Genomic DNA, 23,115 nt, shown 5'->3' with positions numbered 1-23,115 from the left:
GGCCTGGGCGGGCTGGCGGCCGCTGCCCGGCTGGCCGCCGCCGGCCACGCGGTCACCGTGGTCGAGGCGGCACCGCAGGTCGGCGGCAAGCTCGGCTGGTACGCCCGCGACGGTCACGGGTTCGACACCGGCCCGAGCCTGGTCACCCTCCCCCAGGTCTTCGAGGACCTCTTCGCCGCGACCGGTGCGCCGCTCACCGACGTGCTGGACCTGCAGCGGCTGGACCCGGCCGTCGCCTACCGCTTCGCCGACGGGACGACGACCTCGGTGCCGGGCCGCCTCGACCGGGTCCCGGGCGTGCTGGACGACGACCTCGGCGCCGGCCGCGGTGCCCAGTGGACGGCGCTGCTGGCCCGGGCCGAGGCGATGTGGCAGGCGACCGAGCAGCCGTTCCTCCGCTCACCGCTGGCCGGCGCGGCGACGCTGGCCCGGCTGGCGCGGCGGACCGCCGACCTGCGCACCATCGCGCCCGGGCGGACGTTGCGCGGCATCGGCCGCGGGTACCTGACCGATCCGCGGCTGCGCATCCTGCTGGACCGCTACGCCACCTACTCCGGCTCGGACCCGCGGCGCGCACCGGCCGCGCTGCTGACCGTGCCCTGGATCGAGCAGGCCTTCGGCTCCTGGTACGTCCGCGGCGGGCTGCGCCGGCTGGCCGAGGCGGTGGCCGACCGGGCGGGAGAACGGGGCGCGGTGGTCCGCACCGGTGCCCTGGTGACCGAGGTCCTGCTGAGCGGCGGCTGCGCCTCCGGGGTGCGGCTGGCGGACGGCGGACGGCTGCCGGCCGACGTCGTCGTCTGCAACGCCGACGCCGCCGCCCTCTACGGCCGGTTGCTCCCCCGCCGGGCGCCGGTGCGCCGGGCGCGGGCGGCGCTGCGCCGGGTCGACCCGTCCTTCTCCGGCTTCGTCCTGCTGCTGGCGCTCCGCGGCCGGACGCCGGGCCTGGCGCACCACACGGTCCTGTTCCCCGAGCGCTACGACGCCGAGTTCGACGCGCTGTTCGGCCGGCGCGGCCCGAAGCGACCGGTCGAGGACCCGACCGTCTACGTCAGCGCCCCCGACGACCCGGCGACCCGGCCCGAGCCGGCGAGCGAGTCGTGGTTCGTGCTGGTCAACGCGCCGCGCCACGAGCCCGAGGGCGGTGTCGACTGGAACGCTCCCGGGGTCGCCGACGGCTACGCGGACCGGGTGCTGGCGACGATGGCGCGGCGGGGGCTGGACGTCCGGGACCGGGTCCGCTGGCGGGTGGTGCGCACCCCGGCCGACCTGGAGCGGGAGACGGCCAGCCCGGGGGGCTCGATCTACGGCACCTCCAGCAACGGCGCCCGGGCGGCGTTCCTCCGGCCGGCGAACGCCTCACCGCTGCCCGGCCTCTTCCTGGTCGGCGGGTCGGCGCACCCCGGTGGCGGGCTGCCGCTGGTCGCGCTGTCCGCGGAGATCGTCGCCGGCCTCATCGGCCCCCCGTGACGGCCTGGAACGGCCCCGCTGCAGGGGCCCGCGCCGAGCCTGCGAGGCGTGGGGGCAGCGGGGTCCTTCGTCAGGCGTCGCGGTGGCGGAAGACCAGCCAGCCGGTCAGCAGCAGCGCTGCCACCTCGGCGGTGAAGACGGCGAACCCGGTCCACGGGGCGAGCAGCTCCGGGTTGAACGGGACCGGCGTGGCCACCCCGCTCCCGGCGTTGCCCGGCAGCAGCTTCGCCACCCACTCCCCCCAGGTCCCCGGCAGCAGGAACGCCATGTTCCCGACGACGAAGACCAGCGCCAGGCCGATCGACAGCGCGGCGGCGGTGTGCCGGACGAGCAGCCCGATCGCCATGGCGAACAGGCCCAGACCGGCCAGGTACAGGCCGCTGCCCAGCATGGAGCGCAGCACGCCGTCGTCGGTCAACGCGATGCCGATGCCCTCCCGGTCGAGGAACCAGTTGCCACCCAGGTAGCCGGCGAACGCCGTGACCACCCCGGCGACGAACAGCGTGCCGGTGAGCACCACCGCCTTGGCGGCCAGCACGGCGCCCCGCCGGGGCGTGGCCGACAGCGTGGCCCGGATCATCCCGGTGCCGTACTCGCTGGTCACGATCAGCGTGCCGAGGGCCAGCGCGGTGATCTGCGCGAAGAACAGGCCCCAGGTGATGAACGAGGCCGGCGACTCGTCCGCCTCCCCGCTGGCCAGCCAGGCGGCGCTGGTGGCGCACACCAGGGTGGTCAGCCCGGCGCCGAGCACGAAGAGCATCGCGGTGGACCAGCCGGTGGAGCGCACCGACCAGAACTTCAGCCACTCGGCGTGCAGCGTGTCGGCGGCACGGGGGTGCCGCCGCACGCCGGGGACGTGCCGGTCGGGGTCGAGGGCGACGGTGTCGATCATCGGACGGCCTGCGCTTCCTGGGCAGCCGGGTGCGCGGCGTACTCCACGCTGTCGGCGGTGAGGGTCATGAAGGCGTCCTCGAGCGAGGACCGGACGAGGGTCAGCTCGTGCAGGTGCAGCCCGGCGCGACCGACCAGGTCGCCGATGCCGGCGGCGTCCATGCCCTGCACCTGCAGCTCGTCGCCGTGCCGGTCGACGTCCAGCCCACGGCCGCGGAGCAGCGCCTCGACGTCACCGGGACGCGGGCTGCGCACCCGCACGTAGGAGGCGGCGTGGTCGGCGATGAACTGGGCCATCGAGCAGTCGGCGAGCATCCGGCCGCGACCGACCACGACCAGGTGGTCGGCGGTGAGCGCCATCTCCGACATCAGGTGGCTGGAGACCAGCACCGTCCGGCCCTGCCCGGCGAGCTCCCGCGCGAGGGTGCGCACCCAGCGGATGCCCTCGGGGTCCAGACCGTTGACCGGCTCGTCCAGGACGACGACCGGTGGCTCGCCGAGCAGCGCCACCGCGATGCCCAGCCGCTGCCCCATGCCGAGGGAGAACCGGCCGACCCGCTGGTCGGCGACGGCGTCGAGGCCGACGAGGTCGAGCACCTCGTCGATGCGGGTGCGCGGGATCCCGTTGCTGGCGGCCAGCCAGCGCAGGTGGTTGCGGGCGGTGCGCCCGGGGTGCAGCGCCCGGGCCTCGAGCAGTGCGCCGACCTCGCGCAGCGGCGCCGGCGAGGAGGCGTAGGAGTGGCCGTTCACGGTGACGCTGCCGGCGGTCGGCCGGTCCAGGCCGACCACCATGCGCATCGTCGTCGACTTGCCGGCACCGTTCGGGCCGAGGAAGCCGGTGACCCGGCCGGGCTCGACGGTGAAGCTCAGGTCGTCGACGGCGACCTTGGCGCCGAAGGTCTTGGTGAGCCCGCGGGCGACGATCATCGGGTGCTCCGGGGCGGCCGAGGAGGTGTGGTGTCCATGCCCAGGAGCCTGTCGACGCGCCGCGGCCCGGACCATCGGGGAGCGCCCTGACCCGACCCTGAACCGTCCCCGAGCCCCGACCCCGAGGAGTCGGGTCAGCCGGTCGGGGTGTCCCGGCGGAGGGCGAGCGCCAGGACGGCCGGGACGTCGAGCGCCTGCCCCGCGGCGAGCGCGTCCTCGACGGCGGGGTCCCCCAGCGCGGCGCGCGCCTGCGCCTCGGCCCGCGCGCGCAGGGCCGGGTCGGGGAGGTAGTAGCCGTAGACCTGCGAGCCGACCCGCTCGCGCAGCCCGAGCGCCGCGCCCAGCAGGACCGCCGCGCGGTCGTGCGCACCACCCGCGCCCTCGACCACGGCCAGGCTCTCCACGAAGTACGCCAGGTTGGCCAGGTCACCGGTCTGCTCGGAGAGCTCGATCCCCTCGACGAGGTGGTCCCGCGCCGCCGCCGGCCGACCCTCGGCGAGCTCGGCCTGGACCAGCCCGAACAGCGCGACGTACGTGGCCAGCCGGTCACCGCGGCGGCGTGCCGAGGCCAGTCCCCGCGCGATGTGCGGCACGGCGCCGCGCGGGTCACCGGAGACCTGCCGGACCGTGCCCAACCACACGTGGGCGAGCGCCGCGACCCAGTCGGTCGCCGGGCCGACCCGTCCGGCGACCTCCAGCGCCGCGGTGAAGAACGGCTCGGCCCGGTCCGGGGCGCCGCTGCCGAGGGCGGCGAGGCCCTGCCCGGCGGAGGCGTAGGCCTGGCCCTCGAGGTCCCCGACCGCCACCGCCAGCTCCGCCGCCTCGGCCCACCGCGCCCCGCTGTGCGGCAGGTCGCCCTGCGCGAACGCCATCGACGCGGCGGTGAGCACCGTCCGCACCCGCACCTCGGGCGGCTGCTCCTGCTCCAGCGCGGCCTCGGCCAGCCGACGGCCCTGCCGGAGCCGGCCCCGCAGCCACCAGAACAACCACAGCGCCCACGCCATCCGGCCGGCCCGGGCACCGTCGCCGGTCTGCAGCCACCACTCCACCGCGGCGGCCAGGTTGGCGGCGTCCCGCTCGGCCCGGTCCAGCCAGCCGACCTGCTCGGCGCCCTGGTAGCCGGGCGCGGCCTGCTCGGCGAGGTCGAGGTAGAAGGCCGCGTGCGCGGTCCGCGCCCGGTGGGCCTCCTGCTCGCCGAGCAGCGACCGGGCGAACTGCAGGACCGGCTCGAGCATCCCGTAGCGGCGCGCGCCGCCCTCCCCGGACACCTCGACCAGCGAGTGCTCGACCAGCCGCTCCAGCGACCCGAGCGGGTCCTCGAGGTCGGCGGCGACCGCCTCGACCGCCTCCAGCGTGCAGCCGCCGGTGAACACCGCCAGGCGCTGCAGCAGCAGCCGGTCGGGCGGGTCGAGCAGCCGGTGGCTCCAGTCCAACGTGGCGCGCATGGTGCGCTGCCGCGGCGGCAGGTCCGCGGCGCCGTCCCGGCACATCGCGTCGTCGAGCCGCTCCAGCAGCGCAGGGGCGTCGAGCACCCGGGCGCGAGCGGCGGCGAGCTCCAGGGCCAGCGGGATGCCGGCCAGCCGGCGGCACAGGGCGGCCACCGCGGCCGCACCCCCCGGCCCGCTGCCGAAGTCGGGCGACACCGCCCGGGCCCGGTCCAGCAGCAGGGCACCGGCGGCGGCCGACGCGACCTGGCTGAGGTCCGCGGGCGCCGTCGGCGGCAGCGCCAGCGGGTGGACCACGTGCTCCCACTCGCCGCGCAGCCGCAGCGCCGCCCGGCTGGTCGCCAGCACCACCAGCCGGGGGCACTGCTCCAGCAGCCGGGCGACGACCGGCACCGCGCCGGGCAGGTGCTCGAGGTTGTCCAGGACCAGCAGCAGGTGGGCGTCGCGGAGCTGGTCGACCACCCGGCCGTCCAGGTCGCCGTCCTCCACCGTCGGCAGGCCGGTGACCCGCCCGACCGCCGGGAGGACCAGTGCCGGGTCGTCCACCGCGGCCAGCGCGACGAAGGCGACGCCGTCGGTGTACTGCCGCGCGGTCCGCTGCGCGACGGCCAGGGCGAGCCTGGTCTTGCCGACGCCCCCGGTGCCGGTGAGCGTCACCAGGCGGGCGCCCGATCGCTGCAGGGCGCCCGCGACGGCGACCACGTCGTCGTCCCGGCCCAGCAGCGCGGTCACCGGCGCGGGGAGCCCCCGCAGCACGGGCGTGCGGCCGTCGGGGCCCGGTGGGTCGGCCGGCACCGCGGACAGCAGCGCCGCACGCTCGGTCGCGGAGCTGTCGAGCGCCTCGGCGAGGGACCGCACGGTGTGCGGGTACGGGCGCCGGCGGACGCCGCGCTCCAGCGCGCTGACGCCGTGCACGGTCAGGCCGGCCCGGGCGGCGAGCTCCTCCTGGGTGAGCCCCCGCGACTCGCGCAGGCGTCGGAGCAGCGCGGCGAACGACTCCGGCGGGGCGGAGCCGGCGCGGACGTCCGGCGGCGGCACGCCGGGAGCCTACGACCCGTACAGGGCCCGTACAGGGCGACTGTGCGTCCGCTGGTCGTGGTGTGCCGCCGCGCGACCGGCCAGGGTCGTCCCCGGCGACGCACGACGGGAGCGTCCTCTCCGACGGCCCGATCGCCACCGGTGCGCCGCGACCCCCTGCCCCCGGGCCCGCGACCGCCCGTTCAACAGCGAGCGGGCGGCCGCCCGGCGCGGCCTGCAGCCAGGTCAGCTGCGGGCCGCGCCCAGGCCGAGCACCGCGGCCAGGCCGAGGGCGCTGCGCGGGGCGTACGGACTCCGCCACAACCCGCCGTGCGCCGCCCCGTACGCCTCGTCCTGCCAGGGGTGCGGGTGCGCGGGACCACCGCCGGTGTTCAGGTCGTGCACCAGCAGCGCCGCCATCAGCACGTTGGACGTCGCCGGCTCGAAGACCTCGACGCCGAAGCGGTGCGCGCCGGCATAGGCCGCGGCCAGTGCCCGGTTCTTGAGCACCGACCGGGTGCGCGTCGGCGGCGCGACGTTCATCGACACCGTGCTGCCCGCCGCCCGGGCGACCGAGGCGCGCCACCGCTGCAGCCGCTTGGCCAGCGCGTAGTTGGGGCCCTGCTGCGGCACCAGGCTGTCGTTGACCCCCGGGTCCGAGCCCGGCAGGTAGTTGCGGCGGAGCAGCCGCCCGGCGGACAGCGCGCGCAGCGGCCGGCCCAGCAGCTTCCCCACCGTCGAGCGCTGGGCGTAGGCGGCGACGGAGGCCTCGACGGCCTCGCCCGGCACGGCGAACACGTCGGTCGGGGTGGCGAGGAAGGCCAGCGCCAGCTCGGGGCGCGCCTCGGCCAGCCGCAGGGTGAGCGCGTCGACGGCGACGGAGACCCGCACGTTGGTGGCACCGTCGGCGTAGACGTAGTCCCCGAGCACCATGCTGCCCGGCTGCCCGGACAGCCAGTCGGCCACGGCCGGTACCTCGGCGATCAGGTCCGCGCCGGCGTGCTCCGCGGTCTCACCCGTACCGCCGACCGGGACCAGCAGCGTGCCGGCGCCCCGCCGGCCGGTGTCCAGCACCCGGTGCCACAGCGCCGGCCGCGGCAGGTCGACGGCGGCCACCCGGGCGCCCCAGCGCAGCAGCGCGGTGAGCGGCCCCATCTCCGCGCCCGCTCCCAGCACGGCCACCGTGCGGTCGGGCAGCGCCAGCCACTCCGGGTGGTCGGCCACGGTGCGCACCGCCTCGGCGCAGCTCGGCTCGACCACGCCCGCGTCGACCCAGGCGGTCAGCCGGCGGTGCAGCGCGTCGCCCCGCAGCCGTTGCCCGGCGAAGGGCAGCGACAGCTCACGCTCGGGTTCGGCCCCGCCGCGCACCTCCACCGTGGTGAGCTCCCGGGTCGCCGCTGCGGTGCCCAGGGCCGCGAGGTCGGTCTCGCCGTCGGGACCCGCCACCCGCATCCGGCTGTGTAGCGAACCGAGCCCGGCGGCGGCGATCTGCAACGCCGCGTCGCGGGAGGCCAACCCGGCCTCCACGGTCCGCCGGACGTGCGTCAGGTAGCCGGCCCGCCAGTTGGTCTCGTGCTCGGCGGCGAGTGCGCCGGGGTGGTCGACCGGCCGCAGCGCGTCGGCGACGACCGCCCGGCCGAGGGTGGCGGTGCTGCGCCGACCGTCCGGTCCGGCGGGGAAGACGACACCTCGGAGGTCCTGCTCTGCTGGCCCGGTCACCCGGCCGATCCTGCCCGACCGTCAGCGGGACGGCGCTCGCCGGCGCCGCCCCGCGGTCCCCGGTCTGCTACTCGGTGCCGAGCTTGCCGTCGGCCAGGTCACGGCCCTTGTCGATCTGCGCGTCGTGCGTGCCGCCGGTCTTCTGGTCGGCGATCTGCCCGGCCTTGTCCAGCCCCTTGTCGCTGACCTGCTCGCCCTTGTCGCTGTTGAGCGCGTCCTTGGCCTTGTCCATCATGCCCACGGCGAGTTCTCCCTCGGGTCCGGTCGCACCGGCGGCGCGGCTCACCGTGGCCATGCCCGGCGACCGGCGGTCGCAACCGTTCAGCCGAGGACGACGGGCTCCGCCGGCTCGGCCGGCGCCCCGGCCTCGAGCCACCGGAGCAGGGTGCGGGCGGCGAAGCCGGTGCCGCCGCGGACCAGCTCGACGTCGTCGCTGCCCGCCCGCGCCGGACCCGCGATGTCCAGGTGCGCCCAGGGCAGGCCACCGGTGAACGGCTGCAGGAACAGCGCGGCGGTGGTCGAACCGGGGTTGCCCGGGGCGTTGTTGGCGTCGGCGACCGCGGAGTCCAGCTGCGCCCGCAGGTGCCCGACGTGCTCGTCGCTGAGCGGCATCCGCCAGAACGGCTCCCCGGCGTGCCCGGCCGCGGTGAGCAGTGCGTCGGCCAGGCCGTCGGTGCTGGCGTAGAGCCCGGCGGTGCGCGAGCCCAGCGCCGTCCGCATCGCGCCGGTGAGCGTCGCGACGTCGACCAGCACCGTCGCGCCCAGCGCCAGGCGGGCGTGCGCGAGGCCGTCGGCGAGCACCAGCCGGCCCTCGGCGTCGGTGTTGAGCACCTCGGTGGTCCGCCCGCCGACGTGCCGGACGACGTCGGCCGGCCGGTACGCGGCGCCGGACACGGAGTTCTCGCACAGCGCCACGACGGCGCTGACCGCGACCGGCAGCTGCAGGCGCGCCGCGGCGTCGACGACGGCGAGCACCGCGGCGGCGCCGGCCATGTCGGTCTTCATGTCCCGCATGCCGGCGTTCGGTTTGATCGAGATGCCGCCGGTGTCGAAGGTGATGCCCTTGCCGACCAGCACCGGGTGCCCGGCGCCGGCCGTGGCCGGCCGGTGGGTCGCGACCACCACCCGCGGCGGCGTCGCCGCCCCGCCCCCGACGGCGAGGACCCCGCCGAACCCGCCGGCGGCGAGCTCGGCGGGGCCGAGCACGGTGACGGTGACGTCGGCGAGCCCGCGCAGCCGTTCGACGGCCTGCGCGGTGAGCCAGCCGGGGTCCGCGGTGCCCGGCGGGGTGTTGACCAGGTCCCGTGCCCACGCCACGGACTCCGCGGTCACCTGCCCGGCGCGCGCGGCCCGGGCCACGGCGGGGTCGTCGGCGTCGGCGCAGACGACCGTCACCTCGGCGAGCCGGACCGGGTGCGGACCGGAGGTCTCCCGGAACCGGTAGCCGGCCAGCAGGGCGGTCTCGACGGCGGCGCGCACCTCGTCGGCGCCGGCCGGTGCGACCGTGGTGTCCAGCGGCAGGACCAGCCGGCGGGCACCGTGCTCGGCCAGGGTCTGGCTGCGCCGGACGGCGACCGACACGTAGGAGCGCAGCTCCGGCACGGTGGCGTCGCCGACACCGACGGCGACCACGCTGCGCGGCCGGCGGCCGGGCACCGGCACGTTGGTGATCCCGCCGGGCTTGCCGCCGTTGCCGGTGTCGGCGAGCGCGCCGGCCAGGAACCCCGGGTCGACCGGAGGCTCGACGGCCGCGGTGAGCCACTCCGGCAGCGCACCCCGCGCCCCGACCGGCACGGCCAGGACGTCGTCCTCGCCCAGCACCGGCAGCGCGGCGAGGACCTCGACCCGCGGGAACGGCGCGGCCCCGGTCGCCGGCAGGGTGCCGGCGGCCGGGGCCGTGACGTCGTCCGCGCGGCTGCCGGGCGGCAGGCTCGCGGCGGTGTTCAGCTGGTTGCGCCCTTCAGGGCCTCGGAGAGGGCGGTCGCCTCGTCGGGGGACAGTTCGACGACCAGCCGGCCGCCACCCTCCAGCGGGACGCGCATGACCAGGCCGCGGCCCTCCTTGGTGACCTCGAGGGGACCTTCACCCGTGCGCGGCTTCATGGCCGCCATGCGTGCCTCCTTCACCGGCCACCCACGCACCTGCTGGCCGTGGTGTGGCGACTGTTCGTGCAGAGCTCTGCACACATGATCCCGTATCCCCGTCGAACGACCAACCGGGACCCCTCATCGCGGGTCTGCGGACCCCGCCCGGAAACACGTCGCGACGTGGTCGTCGACCATCCCGGTGGCCTGCATGAGCGCGTAGGAGGTGGTCGGCCCGACGAAGACGAAGCCCCGCCGCTTCAGCTCCCCGGCCATCGCCACCGACTCGGCGCTGGTCGCCGGGACGTCGGCGAGCGTCTGCGGCCGGGGCCGCGGTGCGGTCGGCGCAAAGGACCACAGCAGGGCCGACAACCCCTCGGGGAGCTCCAGCGCGGCGCGGGCGTTGCGGACGGCGGCGGTCACCTTCGCCCGGTTGCGGACGATGCCGGCGTCGGCCATCAGCCGCTCGACGTCGTCGTCGCCGAACTCGGCGACCACGGGGATCCGGAAGCCGGCGAACGCCTCCCGGAAGGCCGGCCGCTTGCGCAGGATGGTGATCCAGGACAGCCCGGACTGGAACGCCTCCAGGCTCATCCGCTCGAACAGGGCGTCGTCACCGTGCAGCGGCCGCCCCCACTCCTCGTCGTGGTACTCGAGGTACTCCGGGGCACTCGTCGCCCAGCCACAGCGCTCCACGGGGTCCGAAGCTAGCGTCTCCACGTGCACATCCTGATCACCGGCGGCGCGGGCTTCATCGGCTCGCACGTCGTCGCCGGCTGCCGCGCGGCCGGGCACGAGGTCCGGGTGCTCGACGCCCTGCTGCCCGCCGTCCACCCGCGCTACCCCGACGGCGTGCCGGGGCTGGCCGGGGTGGAGCTGGTGACCGGGGACGTGCGCGACGCCGGCACCGTCGACCGGGCGCTGGACGGCGTCGACGCGGTGTGCCACCAGGCGGCGATGGTCGGCCTGGGCGTCGACGTGCAGGACATGCCCGCCTACGCCGGGATCAACGACCTCGGGACGGCGGTGCTGCTGGCCGCGATGGCCCGCGCGGACGTCGGCCGGCTGGTGCTGGCCAGCTCGATGGTGGTCTACGGCGAGGGGCGGTACGAGTGCCCGGAGCACGGCGCCGTCCCGGCCGCGCCGCGCCGCCGGGCCGACCTGGACGCCGGCCGCTTCGAGCCGCCGTGCCCGGTGTGCGGCCGGCAGCTGAGCTGGGGCGAGGTCGGTGAGGACACCCCCGCGGACCCGCGGAACACCTACGCCGCGACCAAGCTCGCCCAGGAGCACCTGGCCGCGGCCTGGGCCCGCTCGACCGGCGGCGGCGCGATCGCGCTGAGGTACCACAACGTCTACGGCCCGCACATGCCCCGGGACACCCCCTACGCCGGGGTCGCGTCGGTCTTCCGCAGCGCGCTGGAGTCCGGGCGCCCGCCGCAGGTGTTCGAGGACGGCGGTCAGCAGCGGGACTTCGTGCACGTCACCGACGTCGCACGGGCCAACCTGGTGTCGTTGGAGGCGACCCCGCCGGAGGCCGCGCTGCGTGCCTACAACGTCGCCTCCGGGGTGCCGCACACCGTCGGGGACATGGCCGGCGCGCTGGCCGAGGCGTTCGGCGGGCCGGCACCGGAGGTCACCGGCGAGTACCGGATCGGCGACGTGCGGCACGTGGTCGCCTCCCCCGCGCGGGCCGAGGCGGAGCTGGGCTTCCGGGCCCGGGTGGCCTTCGCCGACGGCATGCGCGAGTTCGCCACCGCCCCCCTGCGCCCGGCCCCCTGACCCGCTGAGGGCCATGGTGGCCACCATGGGCCCTCAGGGGACGGCGGCGTCCACGTCGCCGAGCTCGGCCGGCCGGGTGCGGGCCGGGCTGCGGCGGGTGGCCAGCACGCAGCCGAGCAGCACCAGCGGCAGCCCGACGGCGAGCCCCAGGGTGAACGGCTCGTCGAGCAGCAGGACGCCGAGCAGGACGGCCACTGCCGGGTTCACGAAGGTGATGATCAGCGCGCGCTGCGGTCCGGCCTCGCGGATCAGCGCGAAGAACAGCGCCAGGGCGAGCGCGGTGCAGACGGTGCCCAGCCCGATCACGGCGAGCCAGGCGGTCCCGGAGGCGTGCGTCGCGTCGCCGAGCCGGGGGACGGCGAACGGCGCGTAGACCAGCGCGGTGAACAGCAGCGCGAACGACGCCGCCGTCACCCCCGGGACGTCCGGGAGCCGGTGGCTGATCACGATCGGGGCGACGGCGTAGCCGACCACGACGAAGGCGACGGCGACGATCGCGGACAGCTGCGCGCCACCGACGTCCAGGCCGAGCAGCGCCCCGATGCCGACCACCCCGAGCACCATGCCGACCACGCGCACCGGGGAGAGCCGGTCGTCGTCGCCGGCCAGCAGCGCGGCCACCGCTGCGACGAAGGGGACCGCGGCGACCAGCAGCCCGGTGAGGGAGGAGGACAGCGACTGCTCGGCCCACGGCAGCAGCAGCCAGGGTCCGGTCATCTCCAGCACGGTGAAGACCAGCAGCGCCCGCCAGTGCCGCCGGAGCGCGGCGCCCAGGGAGCCGCGGGCCAGCGTCCAGGGCACCAGCAGCACCGCGCCGATCGCACAGCGCAGGAAGACCACGACGACCGGCGAGAAGTCCTCGACGGCGACCTTGATGAGCAGGTAGGGCACACCCCAGATCACCGCCATCGCCACGAACAGCACCCAGCCACGGCGGCTCACCTGCGTCCTCCCGTCGTCACCGGGACATCATGGCGGTCGGCTCGGACAGCCCCGCTCACCACTCGGTGCGGACGACGACCTCGATCCCGATCGCCAGCACCGCCGACAGCAGCAGCCATGCCCTCCTCTGGCGGCGCGGCAGGAACGCGGTGGCGGCGAGCACCCAGACGTGGAACGGCAGCCAGATCCGCTCGGTCTCCCCGCGCACCAGCCCCGAGACGTCGCTGACTCCCATCCCGGCCAGCGCGGCCAGCGGCACCAGCGCGAGCCGCGTGCGGCGCAGCGACGCGACCCCGGCGACGGCGGCCGGGCCCAGCGCGAGCGCGGCCGCGGCCAGGTTGGCGACCAGGAAGAACGCCAGCGGCCGGTCGGCGTAGGAGGGCCCTGAGCGCACCCGGTCGCCGGCGGCGGAGAAGCCGTCGACCCACCAGTAGCCGCCCACGGCGAACGCCGCCACCACGGCCAGGGCGCCGACCGCGCCTCCCCCGAGCACCCGGAGGACGCCGCCCCAGCCGAGCCGGCCCCGGTGCACCCCCACGACGACGAGCACGACCAGACCGAGCGCGGTCAGCCCGAAGGAGAGGAACAGCGCCAGCCCGAGCAGCAGCCCCCCGGCCAGGGCACGGACGTCGGCCGCGCGGCCCGGTGCCCGGGCGGCCGCCGTCGCCAGCAGCGCCACCCCCCACGCGGCCACCCCGGCGAACAGCGCGTCGGCGCTGGTGGCCACCCACAGCGCCACGGGCGCGAGCACCAGGAACGGTGCCGCCGTCCGGGCCGGGTCCTCCCCCGCCACGGCGCGCACCCCGGTCAGCACGGCCGGCACCGCCAGCGCGCCGCCGGCGACGCACAGCGCCGCCGCCCAGCCCAGCCCGGTCAGGCCCGTCCGGTCCAGCAGCACGAACGCGAGCAGCGCGCCGGGCGGGTGGCCGGCGACGTGGGTGGTCCAGGGGTCGGCGGAGCCGGCCGGCACCGAGTCGACGAAGCCGGACAGGAAGGCGCTGATCGACCCGACCCGGGGCACGTCGTGCGGGTACTCGTGGCGGACCGCCAGCGGCCCGGTCAGCCGGCCCGGCCCCGACGTCGTGGCCAGCGCCACCGCCCAGCCGGCCGCCGCCAGCGCCGAGCCCGGCAGCAGCACCCGCCACGGCAGTCGGGCGGCGACCGCCGGACCGGCGAGCACCCCGACCAGGGCGAGCACGACCGGCAGCCACACCCGCGAGGACCAGACGACGTCGAACTCGCCGCGCAGCACCCAGCCGCCGAGCAGGTGCAGCACCGTCCCGTCGAGCGTCAGCCGGCGCCCGACCCGGCCCACCACCAGCACGACCACGACCACGACCAGCACCGCGAGCGGCGGCAGCCAGCCGCGCGAGCGGCGTTCCGGAGCCGCCTGCGCCGGCGGGTCGGACACGGCGGCGCTCACGGGGGGCGAGCGTAGGTGGGCGCCCGGCACGCGGCCATCGGGACCCGGCGGGCCCGCCGGGAGCGTGCCGCGGAGATGGTTGCCAGGCACAAGAGCGGCCGGACGTACCACCATCCAGGGCGACAGCACACAGGTGCTGACCGATCAGGAGGACTCGCGTGGCTGGTGGACTCGTGGCGCTGCTGGACGACGTGGCGGTGCTGGCCCGTGCGGCCGCCGCCTCGATCGACGACATCGGGGCCGCGGCCGGCAAGGCCAGCGTCAAGGCCGCCGGCGTCGTCGTCGACGACACCGCGGTCACGCCGCAGTACGTGCACGGGCTGAACGCCGACCGGGAGCTGCCGATCATCCGGCGGATCGCGCTGGGGTCGCTGCGCAACAAGCTGCTGATCATCCTGCCGGCGATCCTGCTGCTCAGCGAGTTCCTGCCCTGGCTGCTGACCCCGATCCTCATGCTCGGCGGGACCTACCTCTGCTACGAGGGGGCCGAGAAGATCTGGCACCGGGTGAAGCACCACGAGGACACCCACGCCGCGGTGGAGGACGCGCTGCCGGACGAGAAGACCATCGTGTCCGGGGCCGTGCGCACCGACTTCATCCTGTCCGCCGAGATCATGGTCATCTCGCTGAACGAGGTGGTCGACCAGGGCTTCTGGTCCCGGGCGGTCATCCTGGCCATCGTCGCGGTGGGCATCACCGTGCTCGTCTACGGCGTGGTCGGCCTGATCGTGAAGATGGACGACGTCGGGCTGCACCTGTCCCAGCTCCCCCGCAAGGGCGTGGCCGGGCTCGGCCGCGGGCTGGTCAAGGGCATGCCGAAGCTGCTCAGCGCGCTGACCGTGGTCGGGACCGCCGCGATGCTGTGGGTCGGCGGCCACATCCTGCTGGTGGGCACCGACGACCTGGGCTGGCACGGGCTCTACGACGTCGTGCACCACCTGGAGGAGGCCGCGCACGACGCCACCGGCGCCCTGGGTGGGGTCGTCGGCTGGCTGGTCAACACCCTCGCCAGCGCGGTCCTCGGGCTCGCCGTCGGCGCGCTGGTCGTGGCGGTCATGACGCTCACCGTGCACCGGCGCAGGACGAGCGCTGCCGCGCACTGACCGTCCCATCCGGATCCGCCCGGCCGACGAACACCGGGCGATGAACACCGACCGCAGCTACCGTCCGTCCGTGCCGGACGTGGTCTTCCCCTGCCTGGACGAGGCCGGGGCGCTCCCCCAGGTCCTCCTCCGGCTGCCCCCGGGCTACCGCGCGATCGTCGCCGACAACGGCTCCACCGACGGGTCCGCGCAGATCGCGCGGGACCACGGCGCCACCGTGGTGACCGTGCCGCAGCGCGGGTTCGGGGCCGCGGCGCACGCCGGGCTGGAGGCCGCCACCGCCGACGTCGTCTGCTTCTGCGACGCCGACGCCTCGATGGACCCCGGCCAGCTGCCCCGCGTCGCCGATCCGGTGCTGGCCGGCGAGGCCGACCTGGTGCTCGGCCGCCGCCGGCCCACGCACCGCAGCGCGTGGCCGCTGCACGCCCGGGTGGCGAACACCGCGCTCGGGCTGATGCTGCGCCGGCGTACCGGCCGGGCACTGCACGACCTGGGCCCGATGCGCGCCGGCCGCCGGGAGGCGCTGCTCGCCCTGGGCATCACCGACCGCCGGTTCGGCTACCCGCTGGAGATGGTCACCCGGGCTGCGGACGCCGGCTGGCGGATCGTCGAGGTGGACGTCGACTACGCCCCACGCGCCGAGGGGACGAGGTCGAAGGTGACCGGCACCGTGCTGGGCACGATCCGGACGATCCGCGACATGCGCGAGGTGCTGGCGCGATGAGCCAGCTGCTGGTGATCACCAAGGCACCGGTGCCGGGCCGGAGCAAGACCCGGCTGACCCCGCCCTGCACGCCCGAGCAGGCGGCGCAGATCGCGGCGGCCGCCGTGGGCGACACCCTCGACGCGGTCCGCGGCACCCCCGTGCAGCGCCGGGTGGTCGCCCTGGACGGCGCGCCCGGCGACCTGGACCTGTCCGGCTGCGTCGTCGTCCCCCAGTCCGACGGCGACCTGGGCACCCGGCTGGCGCACGCCTTCGCCGACGCGATGGCGACGCCGGACGGCGGCCTGCCCACGCTGCTCATCGGGATGGACACCCCGCAGGTGACGGCGGAACTGCTCACCGCCTGCCTGGAGCGGCTGGTGGCGGCCGGCCCCGGGACGGCGGTGCTCGGCCCCGCCCCGGACGGTGGCTGGTGGGCGCTCGGGCTGCACTCACCGGGAGCCGCCCAGGTGCTCCTGGACGTCCCGATGTCCCGCGAGGACACCGCCGAGCTCACCCGGGACGCCCTCGAGCTGACCGGGCTGACCGTGCTGGACCTCCCGCCGCTGACCGACGTCGACCACTTCCCGGACGCCGTCTCGGTCGCCGCGGAGTGCCCCGCGGACAGCCGCACCCGGCGGGTCGTCGACGGTGTCCGGGCCGCGATCCCGGCATGACCTCCGCCCTGGACCGGGTCCTCGGCGCCCGGCTGCCGGAGCCGCCGGAGCAGCTCCGCCGCGGCCCGTTCCGGCGCGGCGCGTTCCCCAGCCCGCTGCACTCCGAGCGGCGCGCGGCCCGCACCGGCGCCTTCCTGGGCGCGGCCTTCGCCGTCTGCTTCCTCACCGGGCTGGTCAGCCACTGGGTGCAGCACCCGCCGGGCTGGTTCGGCTGGCCGGCGTCGCCGTCCTGGCTGTACCGGGTCACCCAGGGACTGCACGTCGCCACCGGGCTGGCCTCGATCCCGCTGCTGCTGGTCAAGCTGTGGACGGTTTACCCGAAGCTGTTCGAGTGGCCGCCGGCCGGGTCGCCGTCCCGCGCGGTCAGCCGGCTGTCGGTCCTGGTGCTGGTCGGCGCCGGCACGATGCAGCTGCTGACCGGCCTGATCAACATCGCCGAGTGGTACCCGTTCGGCTTCTTCTTCACCACGACGCACTACTGGACCGGCTGGCTCGCGATCGGCGCCGTCGCGGTGCACGTCGGGGCGAAGGCCCCGGAGATCCGCCGTGGCCTGGCCCGGCGCGGTTCGGCGGGCGCCTCCGCCGGGCTCACCGGGGAGCAGGCCGCCGAGCGCGCAGGCGTCGACGACGCCGCGGAGACCAACGCCGTCCCCCGGCGGGCGTTCGTGGTCGCCGCCGGGCTGGGCGTCGGTGCGGTCACCCTGACCACCGTCGGGCAGACGCTCTCGCCGCTGGCGCAGGTGTCGGTGCTCAGCCCACGCATCCCCGGGGTCGGCCCGCAGGGTCTGCCGGTGCGGCAGACCGCGGCGAGGGCCGGCACCACCGCGGTCGGCGACGACTACCGGCTGCTGGTCGAGGGGCCGAGCCGGCTCGAGCTGTCGCTGGCCGACCTGCAGGGGTTCCCGCAGCGCACCGAGCGGCTGCCGATCACCTGCGTGGAGGGGTGGAGCTCGAACGCCACCTGGTCCGGTGTCCGGCTCGGCGACCTGCTCGAGGCGGCCGGGCTGCCCCGGGGCACCGAGGTGACCGTCGAGTCGCTGCAGACCGGCGGGCTGTACCGCGTCTCCACCGTGTCGCCGCCGCACGCCCGCAGCCCGCGCACGCTCCTCGCGCTGCGGCTGGACGGTGAGCCGCTCGCACCCGACCACGGCTACCCGGTGCGGCTGATCGCACCGAACCGGCCTGGCGTCATGCAGACCAAGTGGGTCACCCGGGTGGCCCCGGGCCGCGGTGGGATCGGCGGGTGAGCCTCTCCGACGAGGCCGGCCGGGCCACCGACCACCGGGCCGCCGGGCTCGACGACCCCTACGCCTCGGACCCCCGCCGGCCGGCGACCAGCGCGCTGACGCCCTGGTGGCGCTGGCTGTTCCTGCTGCCCGGCCTGGCCGCCGCCCTCTACGGCGCGCACGGGCTGCTCACCGCGGGGAGCCGGGTGCCGCTCGCGTGGCTGACCTGGTTCGTCGGCAGCGCGCTGCTCCACGACCTGGTGCTCGCGCCGGTCTGGGTCGGGCTCGGCTGGCTGTCGGCCCGCCTGGTGCCCCGCGCGGCCCGCCCGGCGGTCGTCGTGGGTGCTGCGGTCATCGGGGTGCTGACCCTCGTGGCGCTGCCGTTCGTGCTCGGCTACGGCGCCGACCCGGCCAACGACTCCTTCCTCCCGCGCGACTACGGCCGGCACCTGCTGCTGCTCGCCCTGGCGGTGTGGGTCGTCGCCGCGGGCTGGGCCGTCGTCGCCGTCCGGCGGTCCCGGGTTCCCTGACGCACCGCCCGGGTAGCCAGCCGTGCGTGACCGCGCCGCAGCCAGTCCCGGGCAGCCACCGGCGGCTGGTGGTCTCCGGGCTGCTGCTGGGCGCAGGCGCGATGGGCGCGGTCGACGAGATCGTCTTCCACCAGCTGCTGCACTGGCACCACTTCTACGACCGGGCGAGCGGCACCGCCGGCCTGGTGTCCGACGGCCTGCTGCACGCCGCCACCTGGTCGGCCACGGTCGCCGGGCTGGCGCTGCTCGCCGACGTCCGCCGACGGCAGACGTTCTCCGCCGTCCGCTGGTGGGGCGCGGTGCTGCTGGGCGCCGGGGGCTTCCAGACCTGGGACGGCGTGGTCGACCACAAGGTGCTGCGGGTGCACCAGGTCCGCTACGGCGTCGACCTGACCGGCTACGACCTGCTGTGGACCGGCAGCGGCGTGCTCGTCGCGCTGGTCGGGGCGCTGCTGCTGTGGCGGGGCCGGACCCGGCCGGCCCGGTGATCGCGCTGGCCGCGGGGGCGGCCGCGGCGCTGTACCTCCTCGCCGTCACCGCCGACCGGCGGCCGTGGCCGGGAGTCCGGACGGCGAGCTGGCTGCTCGGGTGCGGCTGCCTCGTCGCCGCGCTCACCGGCCCGCTGACGGCGACGCACATGGACCTGCACGCGCACATGGCCGGCCACCTCCTGCTGGGGATGGTCGCGCCGCTCGCGCTGGCCCTGGCACGGCCGGTGACCCTGCTGCTGCGGGTGCTGCCGGTCGGTGCTGCCCGGCGGGTGAGCCGGGTGCTGCGGATGGCGCCGGTCCGCGTCCTCACCGACCCCTTCGTCGCCACCGGCCTCAGCGTCGCCGGGACCTGGCTGCTCTACCGGAGCGGGCTGCTCATGGCGGCCGCGCACTCCCCCGGGCTGCACCTGCTCGTGTCGGTGCACGTGCTGCTCACCGGGTGGCTGGCGACCGCCGCCGTCCTGGCGCTGGAGCCGATGCCGCACCGGCGGGGCGTGGTGGCCCGCGCCGTCGCCCTCGCCGCCGGGATGGCCGCGCACGACGTGCTGGCGAAGTCCCTCTACGCCGCGCCGCCGACCGGCTTCAGCGGTGTCGCCGCCGGTGCGCAGCTGATGTACAACGGCGGCACCGTCGTCCACCTGGCGGTGGCGGCGCTGCTGTGGCGGCAGTGGTACGTCTCCCGGGACGCCGTGCGGACCGCGACCGCGCCGGCCTGACCCGCGCCGCTGCTCAGGCCCGGTGGTCGCGGGCGAACCGGGCGAACCGGCGCAGCGAGAAGCGCACCCCGGCCGACATCAGCGGGCGGACCAGCGGCCAGCCGGCCCGGCCGAGCGCACCGAGCGGCAGGTCCAGCCCCTCCGTCCAGACGAACGTCGAGCCGCCCCCGGCCCGGGGCCGCACCTCGAAGGTGCCGGTGCCCCGGACGACCCGGCCGGTGTGCCGGACGTCGACCCGGCGCGGGAACTCCCACCCGGTGATCAGCATGGTGTCCAGCACGCCGATCCGCCGGAGACCAGGGAGCTTGACCCCGGTCACCGCGTCGAACCGGCCGCCGACCCCTCGGGCGTCGCCGACCGCCCGCACGTCGGTGAACAGGACCCACTCGCCCTGCCGGTCCCAGTCGACCAGCGCGGCCCAGACCTGCTCCGGGGGCGCGTCGACGTCGACCTGCTCGATCAGCTCAGGCACCGGTCCGGTCCTCCTCGTCGACGGCGGGCACAGAGGCGCCCTCCGGGTCGGTGTCCTCGGCGTCCGCCCGCGCCCGGTCCCGTGGTCCGGTCGCCGCGCGGAGCTGCGCGATCTCGGCGTCCCGCTCGTCCAGGACCTGGGCCAGCTGGTCGACCAGCCAGTCGACCTCGCTCATCCGGTAGCCGCGGAAGGCCACCGAGATGCGCAGCGCCCGGACGTCGTCACCGGCCACCGGCCGGTCGTCGGGCAGCTCCACCGGCGAGCGGCCGGTCTCGGCGGGCGGCTGGGTCTCCCCCCGGCCGAGCAGCAGCGACCCGCCGAGGAAGAGCAGCCCGCCGACCACCAGCAGGCCGAGGACGAAGACGACGCCGGCCACGGTCAGTCGTCGACGGTCAGCGGGTCGGGGACCGCGTCGCTGGGCGGCGGGTCGTCCGCGTGCTGCACCCGGGCGGCGTCCGCGGCCTGGATGACCGCGACGACCTCGGCGACGTCGTCGGTGACGTGCAGCAGGTCCAGGTCGGCCTCGCTGACCGTGCCCTGGGCCAGCATCGAGGTGCGGATCCAGTCCAGGAGCCCCGACCAGTAGGCGGAGCCGAACAGGATGACCGGGAACCGGGTGACCTTGCGGGTCTGGACCAGCGTCAGCGCCTCGAACAGCTCGTCGAGGGTGCCGAAACCGCCGGGCAGGATGACGAAGGCCTGCGCGTACTTGACGAACATCGTCTTCCGCACGAAGAAGTAGCGGAACAGGATGCCGACGTCGACCCACTCGTTGAGCTCCTGCTCGAACGGCAGCTCGATGCCCAGCCCCACCGACATGCCCCCGGCGTCGCAGGCGCCCCTGTTGGCCGCCTCCATCGCGCCGGGGCCGCCGCCGGTGATCACCGCGTAGCCCGCGTCGGCCAGCGCTGCGCCGAGCTCCACGCCGACCTCGTAGTACTCCGAACCCCGCGGGGTCCGGGCGCTGCCGAACACGCTCACCGCGCGGGGCAGCTCGGCGAGCAGGCCGAAGCCCTCGACGAACTCGGACTGGATCCGCAGCACCCGCCACGGGTCGGTGTGCACCCAGTCGCTGCCGCTGCGCCGGTCCAGCAGCCGCTGGTCGGTGGTCGTCCCGTCCGCGGCAGGGTCGCTCCCGCCGCCGCGCGTGGTGATCCCCCCACGGTGCCGGATCGGCCGGCGGCGCTGACCGTCGTCGCTCGTCATGCACAACTCCCGCTGAGGTAGGCGATCAGGGCGTCCTCGGCCGGCTGCAGCCGGTCGATGCGGACGTGCTCGTCGACGGTGTGGGCCAGGTTCGGGTCGCCCGGCCCGTAGTTGAGCGCCGGGATGCCGAAGGCGGCGAAGCGGGCGACGTCGGTCCAGCCGAGCTTGGCCCGCGGCGGCTGCCCGACCGCGGCGACGAAGTCCGCCGCCGCCGGCTCGGACAGCCCGGGCAGGGCACCCCCGGAGGAGTCGGTGAGCTCGAGGGTGACCCCGGCGGCCAGCGCGTCGGCGAACACCTCGCGGACGTGCGCCAGGGCCTGGTCCTCGTCCCGGTCGGGGGCGAACCGGAAGTTCACCGTGACCCGGCACTCGTCGGGGACGACGTTGCCCGCGACCCCGCCCTCGATCCGCACCGCGTTGAGCCCCTCCCGGTAGGTGAGGCCGTCGATCTGCACCTCGCGGGCGGGGTACCCGGCGAGGGTGGCGAGCACGCCCGCCGCGCCGTGCACGGCGTTGACGCCCAGCCACGAGCGGGCGCTGTGCGCGCGCTTGCCCGGCACGGTCAGCACCACCCGCAGGGTGCCCTGGCAGCCGCCCTCGATGACCCCGTCGGTGGGCTCCAGGAGGATCGCCAGGTCGCCGTACAGCCAGCCGCGGCGCTCCCGGGCGACCCGCCCCAGCCCGTTGCGGACCGCCTCGACCTCCTCGTTGTCGTAGAAGACGAAGGTCATGTCCCGGGCCGGCTGCGCACCCGGGACGCCGAAGCGCGCCGCCAGCCGGAGCATCACCGCGTCGCCGGCCTTCATGTCGCTGGTGCCGCAGCCGTAGAGCCGGTCCTCGCCGTCGACGGTGTCGACCCGGCTGGGCAGGTTGCCGGCGATGGGCACCGTGTCCAGGTGCCCGGCGAGCACGATCCGGGTGTCCCGGTCGAGGTTGGTCCGGGCCAGCACGGCGTCGCCGACCCGCTCCACCTCCAGGGCCCCGAGCCCGCGTAGCGACGCCTCGACGACGTCGGCGAGGGCCCGCTCGGAGCCGGAGACCGACGGCGCGTCGACCAGCCGACGGGTGAGGGTGAGGACGTCGGCGGTCAGGTCGAGCTCGGGCAGCGGGTCGCTCACGACTCCCGAGCGTAGGGGAAGGACCTGGCTGCCCTGGGCCGTCGCCTAGTCTCGGTCGCCGTGACGAGCGCAGAGCAGACCACCGGTGCCAACGGCGTCGGGCTGGCCACCCTCACCGCCGACGGGACGGTGCTGGACACCTGGTACCCCGCCCCGGCGCTGAGCGGCGCCGACCAGGGCGAGACCGGCACCCAGCAGATCGGCGTCCTGGAGCTGGAGGGCCTGCTCGGCCCGGACTACTCCGGCCTGGTCCGCAGCGACGAGGCCCGGAAGGTGCAGGTCGTCGCCGTGGCCACCACGATCGCCGACCTCGCCGCGCCGCCGGTCGACGCGCACGACGTCTACCTGCGGCTGCACCTGCTGTCCGCCCGGCTCGTCCGGCCGCGCAGCATCAACCTCGACGGCGTCTTCGGCCTGCTCGCCAACGTCGCCTGGACCAGCGCCGGTCCGGTGCTGGGCGCCGACCTGGACGCGGTCCGCGCCCGGACGAGGGTCGCCGCCGGCGGCCACCTGACCGTGTTCGGGGTGGACAAGTTCCCGCGGATGGTCGACTACGTCGTCCCCGCCGGAGTCCGGATCGCCGACGCCGACCGGGTGCGGCTCGGCGCGCACCTGGCCGAGGGCACCACCGTCATGCACGAGGGCTTCGTCAACTACAACGCCGGGACGCTGGGCCCGTCGATGGTCGAGGGCCGGATCAGCGCCGGCGTGGTCGTCGACGCCGACTCCGACATCGGCGGCGGCGCCTCGATCATGGGCACGCTGTCCGGCGGCGGGAAGCAGGTCGTCTCCATCGGCAAGGGCTGCCTGCTGGGCGCCAACGCCGGCATCGGCATCTCGCTGGGCGACGGCTGCGTCGTGGAGGCCGGTTGCTACGTCACCGCCGGGTCCAAGGTGGTCCTGCCCGACGGGTCGGCGGTCAAGGCCGGCGAGCTCTCGGGCCGCGACGGCCTGCTCTTCCGGCGCAACTCGGTCAGCGGCGCCCTCGAGGCCCTGCCCCGCAACGGCGACTGGGGCTCCCTCAACGCCGCCCTGCACGCCAACTGACGAAGGACCCCGTCCTCCTCATCCCTCGCACGCTCGGGACGAGCCTCTGGACGGGGCCGACGGCTCGGCGCGTTGGCTGCGACGTCACGTCTTGAGGTCGTCGGGGCCGGGGGTCTCGGGGGTGTTCGAGGG

The 23,115-nt window shown here is 76.3% G+C and carries 24 protein-coding genes; 10 read left to right on the top strand and 14 right to left on the bottom strand.

Annotated elements, in window-relative coordinates:
* Window positions 1-1,467, top strand: a 1,467-nt coding sequence (locus tag FHL80_RS20915) for a phytoene desaturase family protein (protein WP_216870927.1), incomplete at its 5' end; no start/stop codon positions are given.
* 70 nt (window positions 1,468-1,537) lie between these two features.
* Here FHL80_RS20915 and FHL80_RS20910 read toward each other — a convergent pair.
* The 8 genes from FHL80_RS20910 to FHL80_RS20875 all read right to left on the bottom strand — a co-directional run bounded on the left by FHL80_RS20910 (window position 1,538) and on the right by FHL80_RS20875 (window position 10,246).
* On the bottom strand, window positions 1,538-2,359 hold the full coding sequence (locus tag FHL80_RS20910) for an ABC-2 transporter permease (RefSeq protein WP_138735275.1): 822 nt from the start codon (window positions 2,357-2,359) through the stop codon (window positions 1,538-1,540).
* The gene (locus tag FHL80_RS20905) at window positions 2,356-3,285 is read right to left on the bottom strand and encodes an ABC transporter ATP-binding protein (RefSeq protein ID WP_138735274.1); all 930 of its coding nucleotides are present in this window, start codon (window positions 3,283-3,285) and stop codon (window positions 2,356-2,358) included. The genes FHL80_RS20910 and FHL80_RS20905 overlap by 4 nt, the downstream gene beginning before the upstream one ends.
* A gap of 134 nt (window positions 3,286-3,419) precedes the next feature.
* A complete protein-coding gene (locus FHL80_RS20900) occupies window positions 3,420-5,768 on the bottom strand; it encodes an ATP-binding protein (RefSeq protein WP_138735273.1) in 2,349 nt (782 codons plus the stop codon).
* A gap of 225 nt (window positions 5,769-5,993) precedes the next feature.
* Window positions 5,994-7,466: a hypothetical protein gene (locus FHL80_RS20895; protein WP_138735272.1), complete on the bottom strand. Its 1,473-nt coding sequence runs from the start codon at window positions 7,464-7,466 to the stop codon at window positions 5,994-5,996.
* Window positions 7,467-7,533: 67 nt separating this feature from the next.
* Window positions 7,534-7,761 carry an antitoxin gene (locus FHL80_RS20890; protein WP_246078846.1) on the bottom strand — a complete coding sequence of 76 codons (228 nt, stop codon included), beginning with the start codon at window positions 7,759-7,761 and terminating at the stop codon, window positions 7,534-7,536.
* A 26-nt stretch (window positions 7,762-7,787) separates the two neighbouring features.
* Complete coding sequence (locus tag FHL80_RS20885) at window positions 7,788-9,287, bottom strand: leucyl aminopeptidase family protein (RefSeq protein ID WP_246078845.1); 1,500 nt, start codon at window positions 9,285-9,287, stop codon at window positions 7,788-7,790.
* A 122-nt stretch (window positions 9,288-9,409) separates the two neighbouring features.
* A complete protein-coding gene (locus FHL80_RS20880) occupies window positions 9,410-9,577 on the bottom strand; it encodes a DUF3117 domain-containing protein (protein ID WP_081807929.1) in 168 nt (55 codons plus the stop codon).
* 114 nt (window positions 9,578-9,691) lie between these two features.
* Window positions 9,692-10,246, bottom strand: coding sequence for a DNA-3-methyladenine glycosylase I (locus FHL80_RS20875; RefSeq protein ID WP_216870926.1), 555 nt, complete (start codon window positions 10,244-10,246; stop codon window positions 9,692-9,694).
* Window positions 10,247-10,270: 24 nt separating this feature from the next.
* Between FHL80_RS20875 and FHL80_RS20870 the strand changes: the two genes are divergently transcribed.
* Window positions 10,271-11,329: an NAD-dependent epimerase/dehydratase family protein gene (locus FHL80_RS20870; protein WP_138735270.1), complete on the top strand. Its 1,059-nt coding sequence runs from the start codon at window positions 10,271-10,273 to the stop codon at window positions 11,327-11,329.
* 33 nt (window positions 11,330-11,362) lie between these two features.
* Here FHL80_RS20870 and FHL80_RS20865 read toward each other — a convergent pair whose 3' ends face one another.
* Window positions 11,363-12,271 (bottom strand): DMT family transporter, encoded by a 909-nt coding sequence (locus FHL80_RS20865; protein WP_216870925.1) that lies wholly within the window; start codon window positions 12,269-12,271, stop codon window positions 11,363-11,365.
* Window positions 12,272-12,326: 55 nt separating this feature from the next.
* Window positions 12,327-13,694, bottom strand: a complete 1,368-nt coding sequence (locus FHL80_RS20860; protein ID WP_138735269.1) for a hypothetical protein — start codon at window positions 13,692-13,694, stop codon at window positions 12,327-12,329.
* A 158-nt stretch (window positions 13,695-13,852) separates the two neighbouring features.
* On the opposite strand from FHL80_RS20860, the gene FHL80_RS20855 reads away from it, so the two are divergent.
* The 7 genes from FHL80_RS20855 to FHL80_RS20825 all read left to right on the top strand — a co-directional run bounded on the left by FHL80_RS20855 (window position 13,853) and on the right by FHL80_RS20825 (window position 19,140).
* Window positions 13,853-14,797, top strand: a complete 945-nt coding sequence (locus FHL80_RS20855) for a DUF808 domain-containing protein (protein ID WP_138735268.1) — start codon at window positions 13,853-13,855, stop codon at window positions 14,795-14,797.
* 70 nt (window positions 14,798-14,867) lie between these two features.
* On the top strand, window positions 14,868-15,521 hold the full coding sequence (locus FHL80_RS20850; RefSeq protein WP_246078844.1) for a glycosyltransferase family 2 protein: 654 nt from the start codon (window positions 14,868-14,870) through the stop codon (window positions 15,519-15,521).
* Complete coding sequence (locus FHL80_RS20845) at window positions 15,518-16,177, top strand: TIGR04282 family arsenosugar biosynthesis glycosyltransferase (RefSeq protein ID WP_138735266.1); 660 nt, start codon at window positions 15,518-15,520, stop codon at window positions 16,175-16,177. The genes FHL80_RS20850 and FHL80_RS20845 overlap by 4 nt, the downstream gene beginning before the upstream one ends.
* A complete protein-coding gene (locus FHL80_RS20840) occupies window positions 16,174-17,424 on the top strand; it encodes a molybdopterin-dependent oxidoreductase (RefSeq protein WP_138735265.1) in 1,251 nt (416 codons plus the stop codon). Before FHL80_RS20845 ends, FHL80_RS20840 begins: the two co-directional genes overlap by 4 nt.
* Window positions 17,421-17,933 carry a hypothetical protein gene (locus tag FHL80_RS20835; protein WP_138735264.1) on the top strand — a complete coding sequence of 171 codons (513 nt, stop codon included), beginning with the start codon at window positions 17,421-17,423 and terminating at the stop codon, window positions 17,931-17,933. Before FHL80_RS20840 ends, FHL80_RS20835 begins: the two co-directional genes overlap by 4 nt.
* A 26-nt stretch (window positions 17,934-17,959) precedes the next feature.
* A complete protein-coding gene (locus tag FHL80_RS20830; RefSeq protein ID WP_138735263.1) occupies window positions 17,960-18,421 on the top strand; it encodes a DUF2243 domain-containing protein in 462 nt (153 codons plus the stop codon).
* Window positions 18,391-19,140, top strand: a complete 750-nt coding sequence (locus FHL80_RS20825) for a cytochrome c oxidase assembly protein (protein ID WP_246078843.1) — start codon at window positions 18,391-18,393, stop codon at window positions 19,138-19,140. Before FHL80_RS20830 ends, FHL80_RS20825 begins: the two co-directional genes overlap by 31 nt.
* A gap of 13 nt (window positions 19,141-19,153) precedes the next feature.
* Here FHL80_RS20825 and FHL80_RS20820 read toward each other — a convergent pair whose 3' ends face one another.
* The 4 genes from FHL80_RS20820 to dapE are packed head-to-tail and all read right to left on the bottom strand — an operon-like array spanning window position 19,154 to window position 21,936.
* A complete protein-coding gene (locus tag FHL80_RS20820; protein WP_138735262.1) occupies window positions 19,154-19,612 on the bottom strand; it encodes an SRPBCC family protein in 459 nt (152 codons plus the stop codon).
* Complete coding sequence (locus tag FHL80_RS20815) at window positions 19,605-19,988, bottom strand: DivIVA domain-containing protein (protein ID WP_138735261.1); 384 nt, start codon at window positions 19,986-19,988, stop codon at window positions 19,605-19,607. The genes FHL80_RS20820 and FHL80_RS20815 overlap by 8 nt, the downstream gene beginning before the upstream one ends.
* Window positions 19,989-19,990: 2 nt before the next feature.
* The gene (locus FHL80_RS20810) at window positions 19,991-20,818 is read right to left on the bottom strand and encodes an LOG family protein (RefSeq protein WP_138735260.1); all 828 of its coding nucleotides are present in this window, start codon (window positions 20,816-20,818) and stop codon (window positions 19,991-19,993) included.
* Window positions 20,815-21,936, bottom strand: a complete 1,122-nt coding sequence (gene dapE, locus FHL80_RS20805; RefSeq protein WP_138735259.1) for a succinyl-diaminopimelate desuccinylase — start codon at window positions 21,934-21,936, stop codon at window positions 20,815-20,817. The genes FHL80_RS20810 and dapE overlap by 4 nt, the downstream gene beginning before the upstream one ends.
* A gap of 60 nt (window positions 21,937-21,996) precedes the next feature.
* Here dapE and dapD point away from each other — a divergent pair, with 60 nt between their 5' ends.
* The gene (dapD, locus tag FHL80_RS20800) at window positions 21,997-22,983 is read left to right on the top strand and encodes a 2,3,4,5-tetrahydropyridine-2,6-dicarboxylate N-succinyltransferase (RefSeq protein ID WP_138735258.1); all 987 of its coding nucleotides are present in this window, start codon (window positions 21,997-21,999) and stop codon (window positions 22,981-22,983) included.
* Window positions 22,984-23,115 lie beyond the last annotated feature (132 nt).

The sequence above is a fragment of the Modestobacter excelsi genome, from assembly GCF_005930495.1.
GTDB lineage: Bacteria > Actinomycetota > Actinomycetes > Mycobacteriales > Geodermatophilaceae > Modestobacter > Modestobacter excelsi.
This window is presented reverse-complemented; position numbering and strand designations above follow the sequence as displayed.

Bases quoted from the DNA above. Each gene is read 5' to 3' on its own strand.
- FHL80_RS20910 (WP_138735275.1), bottom strand. From the start codon at position 2,359: ATGATCGACACCGTCGCCCTCGACCCCGACCGGCACGTCCCCGGCGTG.
- FHL80_RS20905 (WP_138735274.1), bottom strand. From the start codon at position 3,285: ATGATCGTCGCCCGCGGGCTCACCAAGACCTTCGGCGCCAAGGTCGCC.
- FHL80_RS20890 (WP_246078846.1), bottom strand. From the start codon at position 7,761: ATGGCCACGGTGAGCCGCGCCGCCGGTGCGACCGGACCCGAGGGAGAA.
- FHL80_RS20880 (WP_081807929.1), bottom strand. From the start codon at position 9,577: ATGGCGGCCATGAAGCCGCGCACGGGTGAAGGTCCCCTCGAGGTCACC.
- FHL80_RS20845 (WP_138735266.1), top strand. From the start codon at position 15,518: ATGAGCCAGCTGCTGGTGATCACCAAGGCACCGGTGCCGGGCCGGAGC.
- FHL80_RS20840 (WP_138735265.1), top strand. From the start codon at position 16,174: ATGACCTCCGCCCTGGACCGGGTCCTCGGCGCCCGGCTGCCGGAGCCG.
- FHL80_RS20810 (WP_138735260.1), bottom strand. From the start codon at position 20,818: ATGACGAGCGACGACGGTCAGCGCCGCCGGCCGATCCGGCACCGTGGG.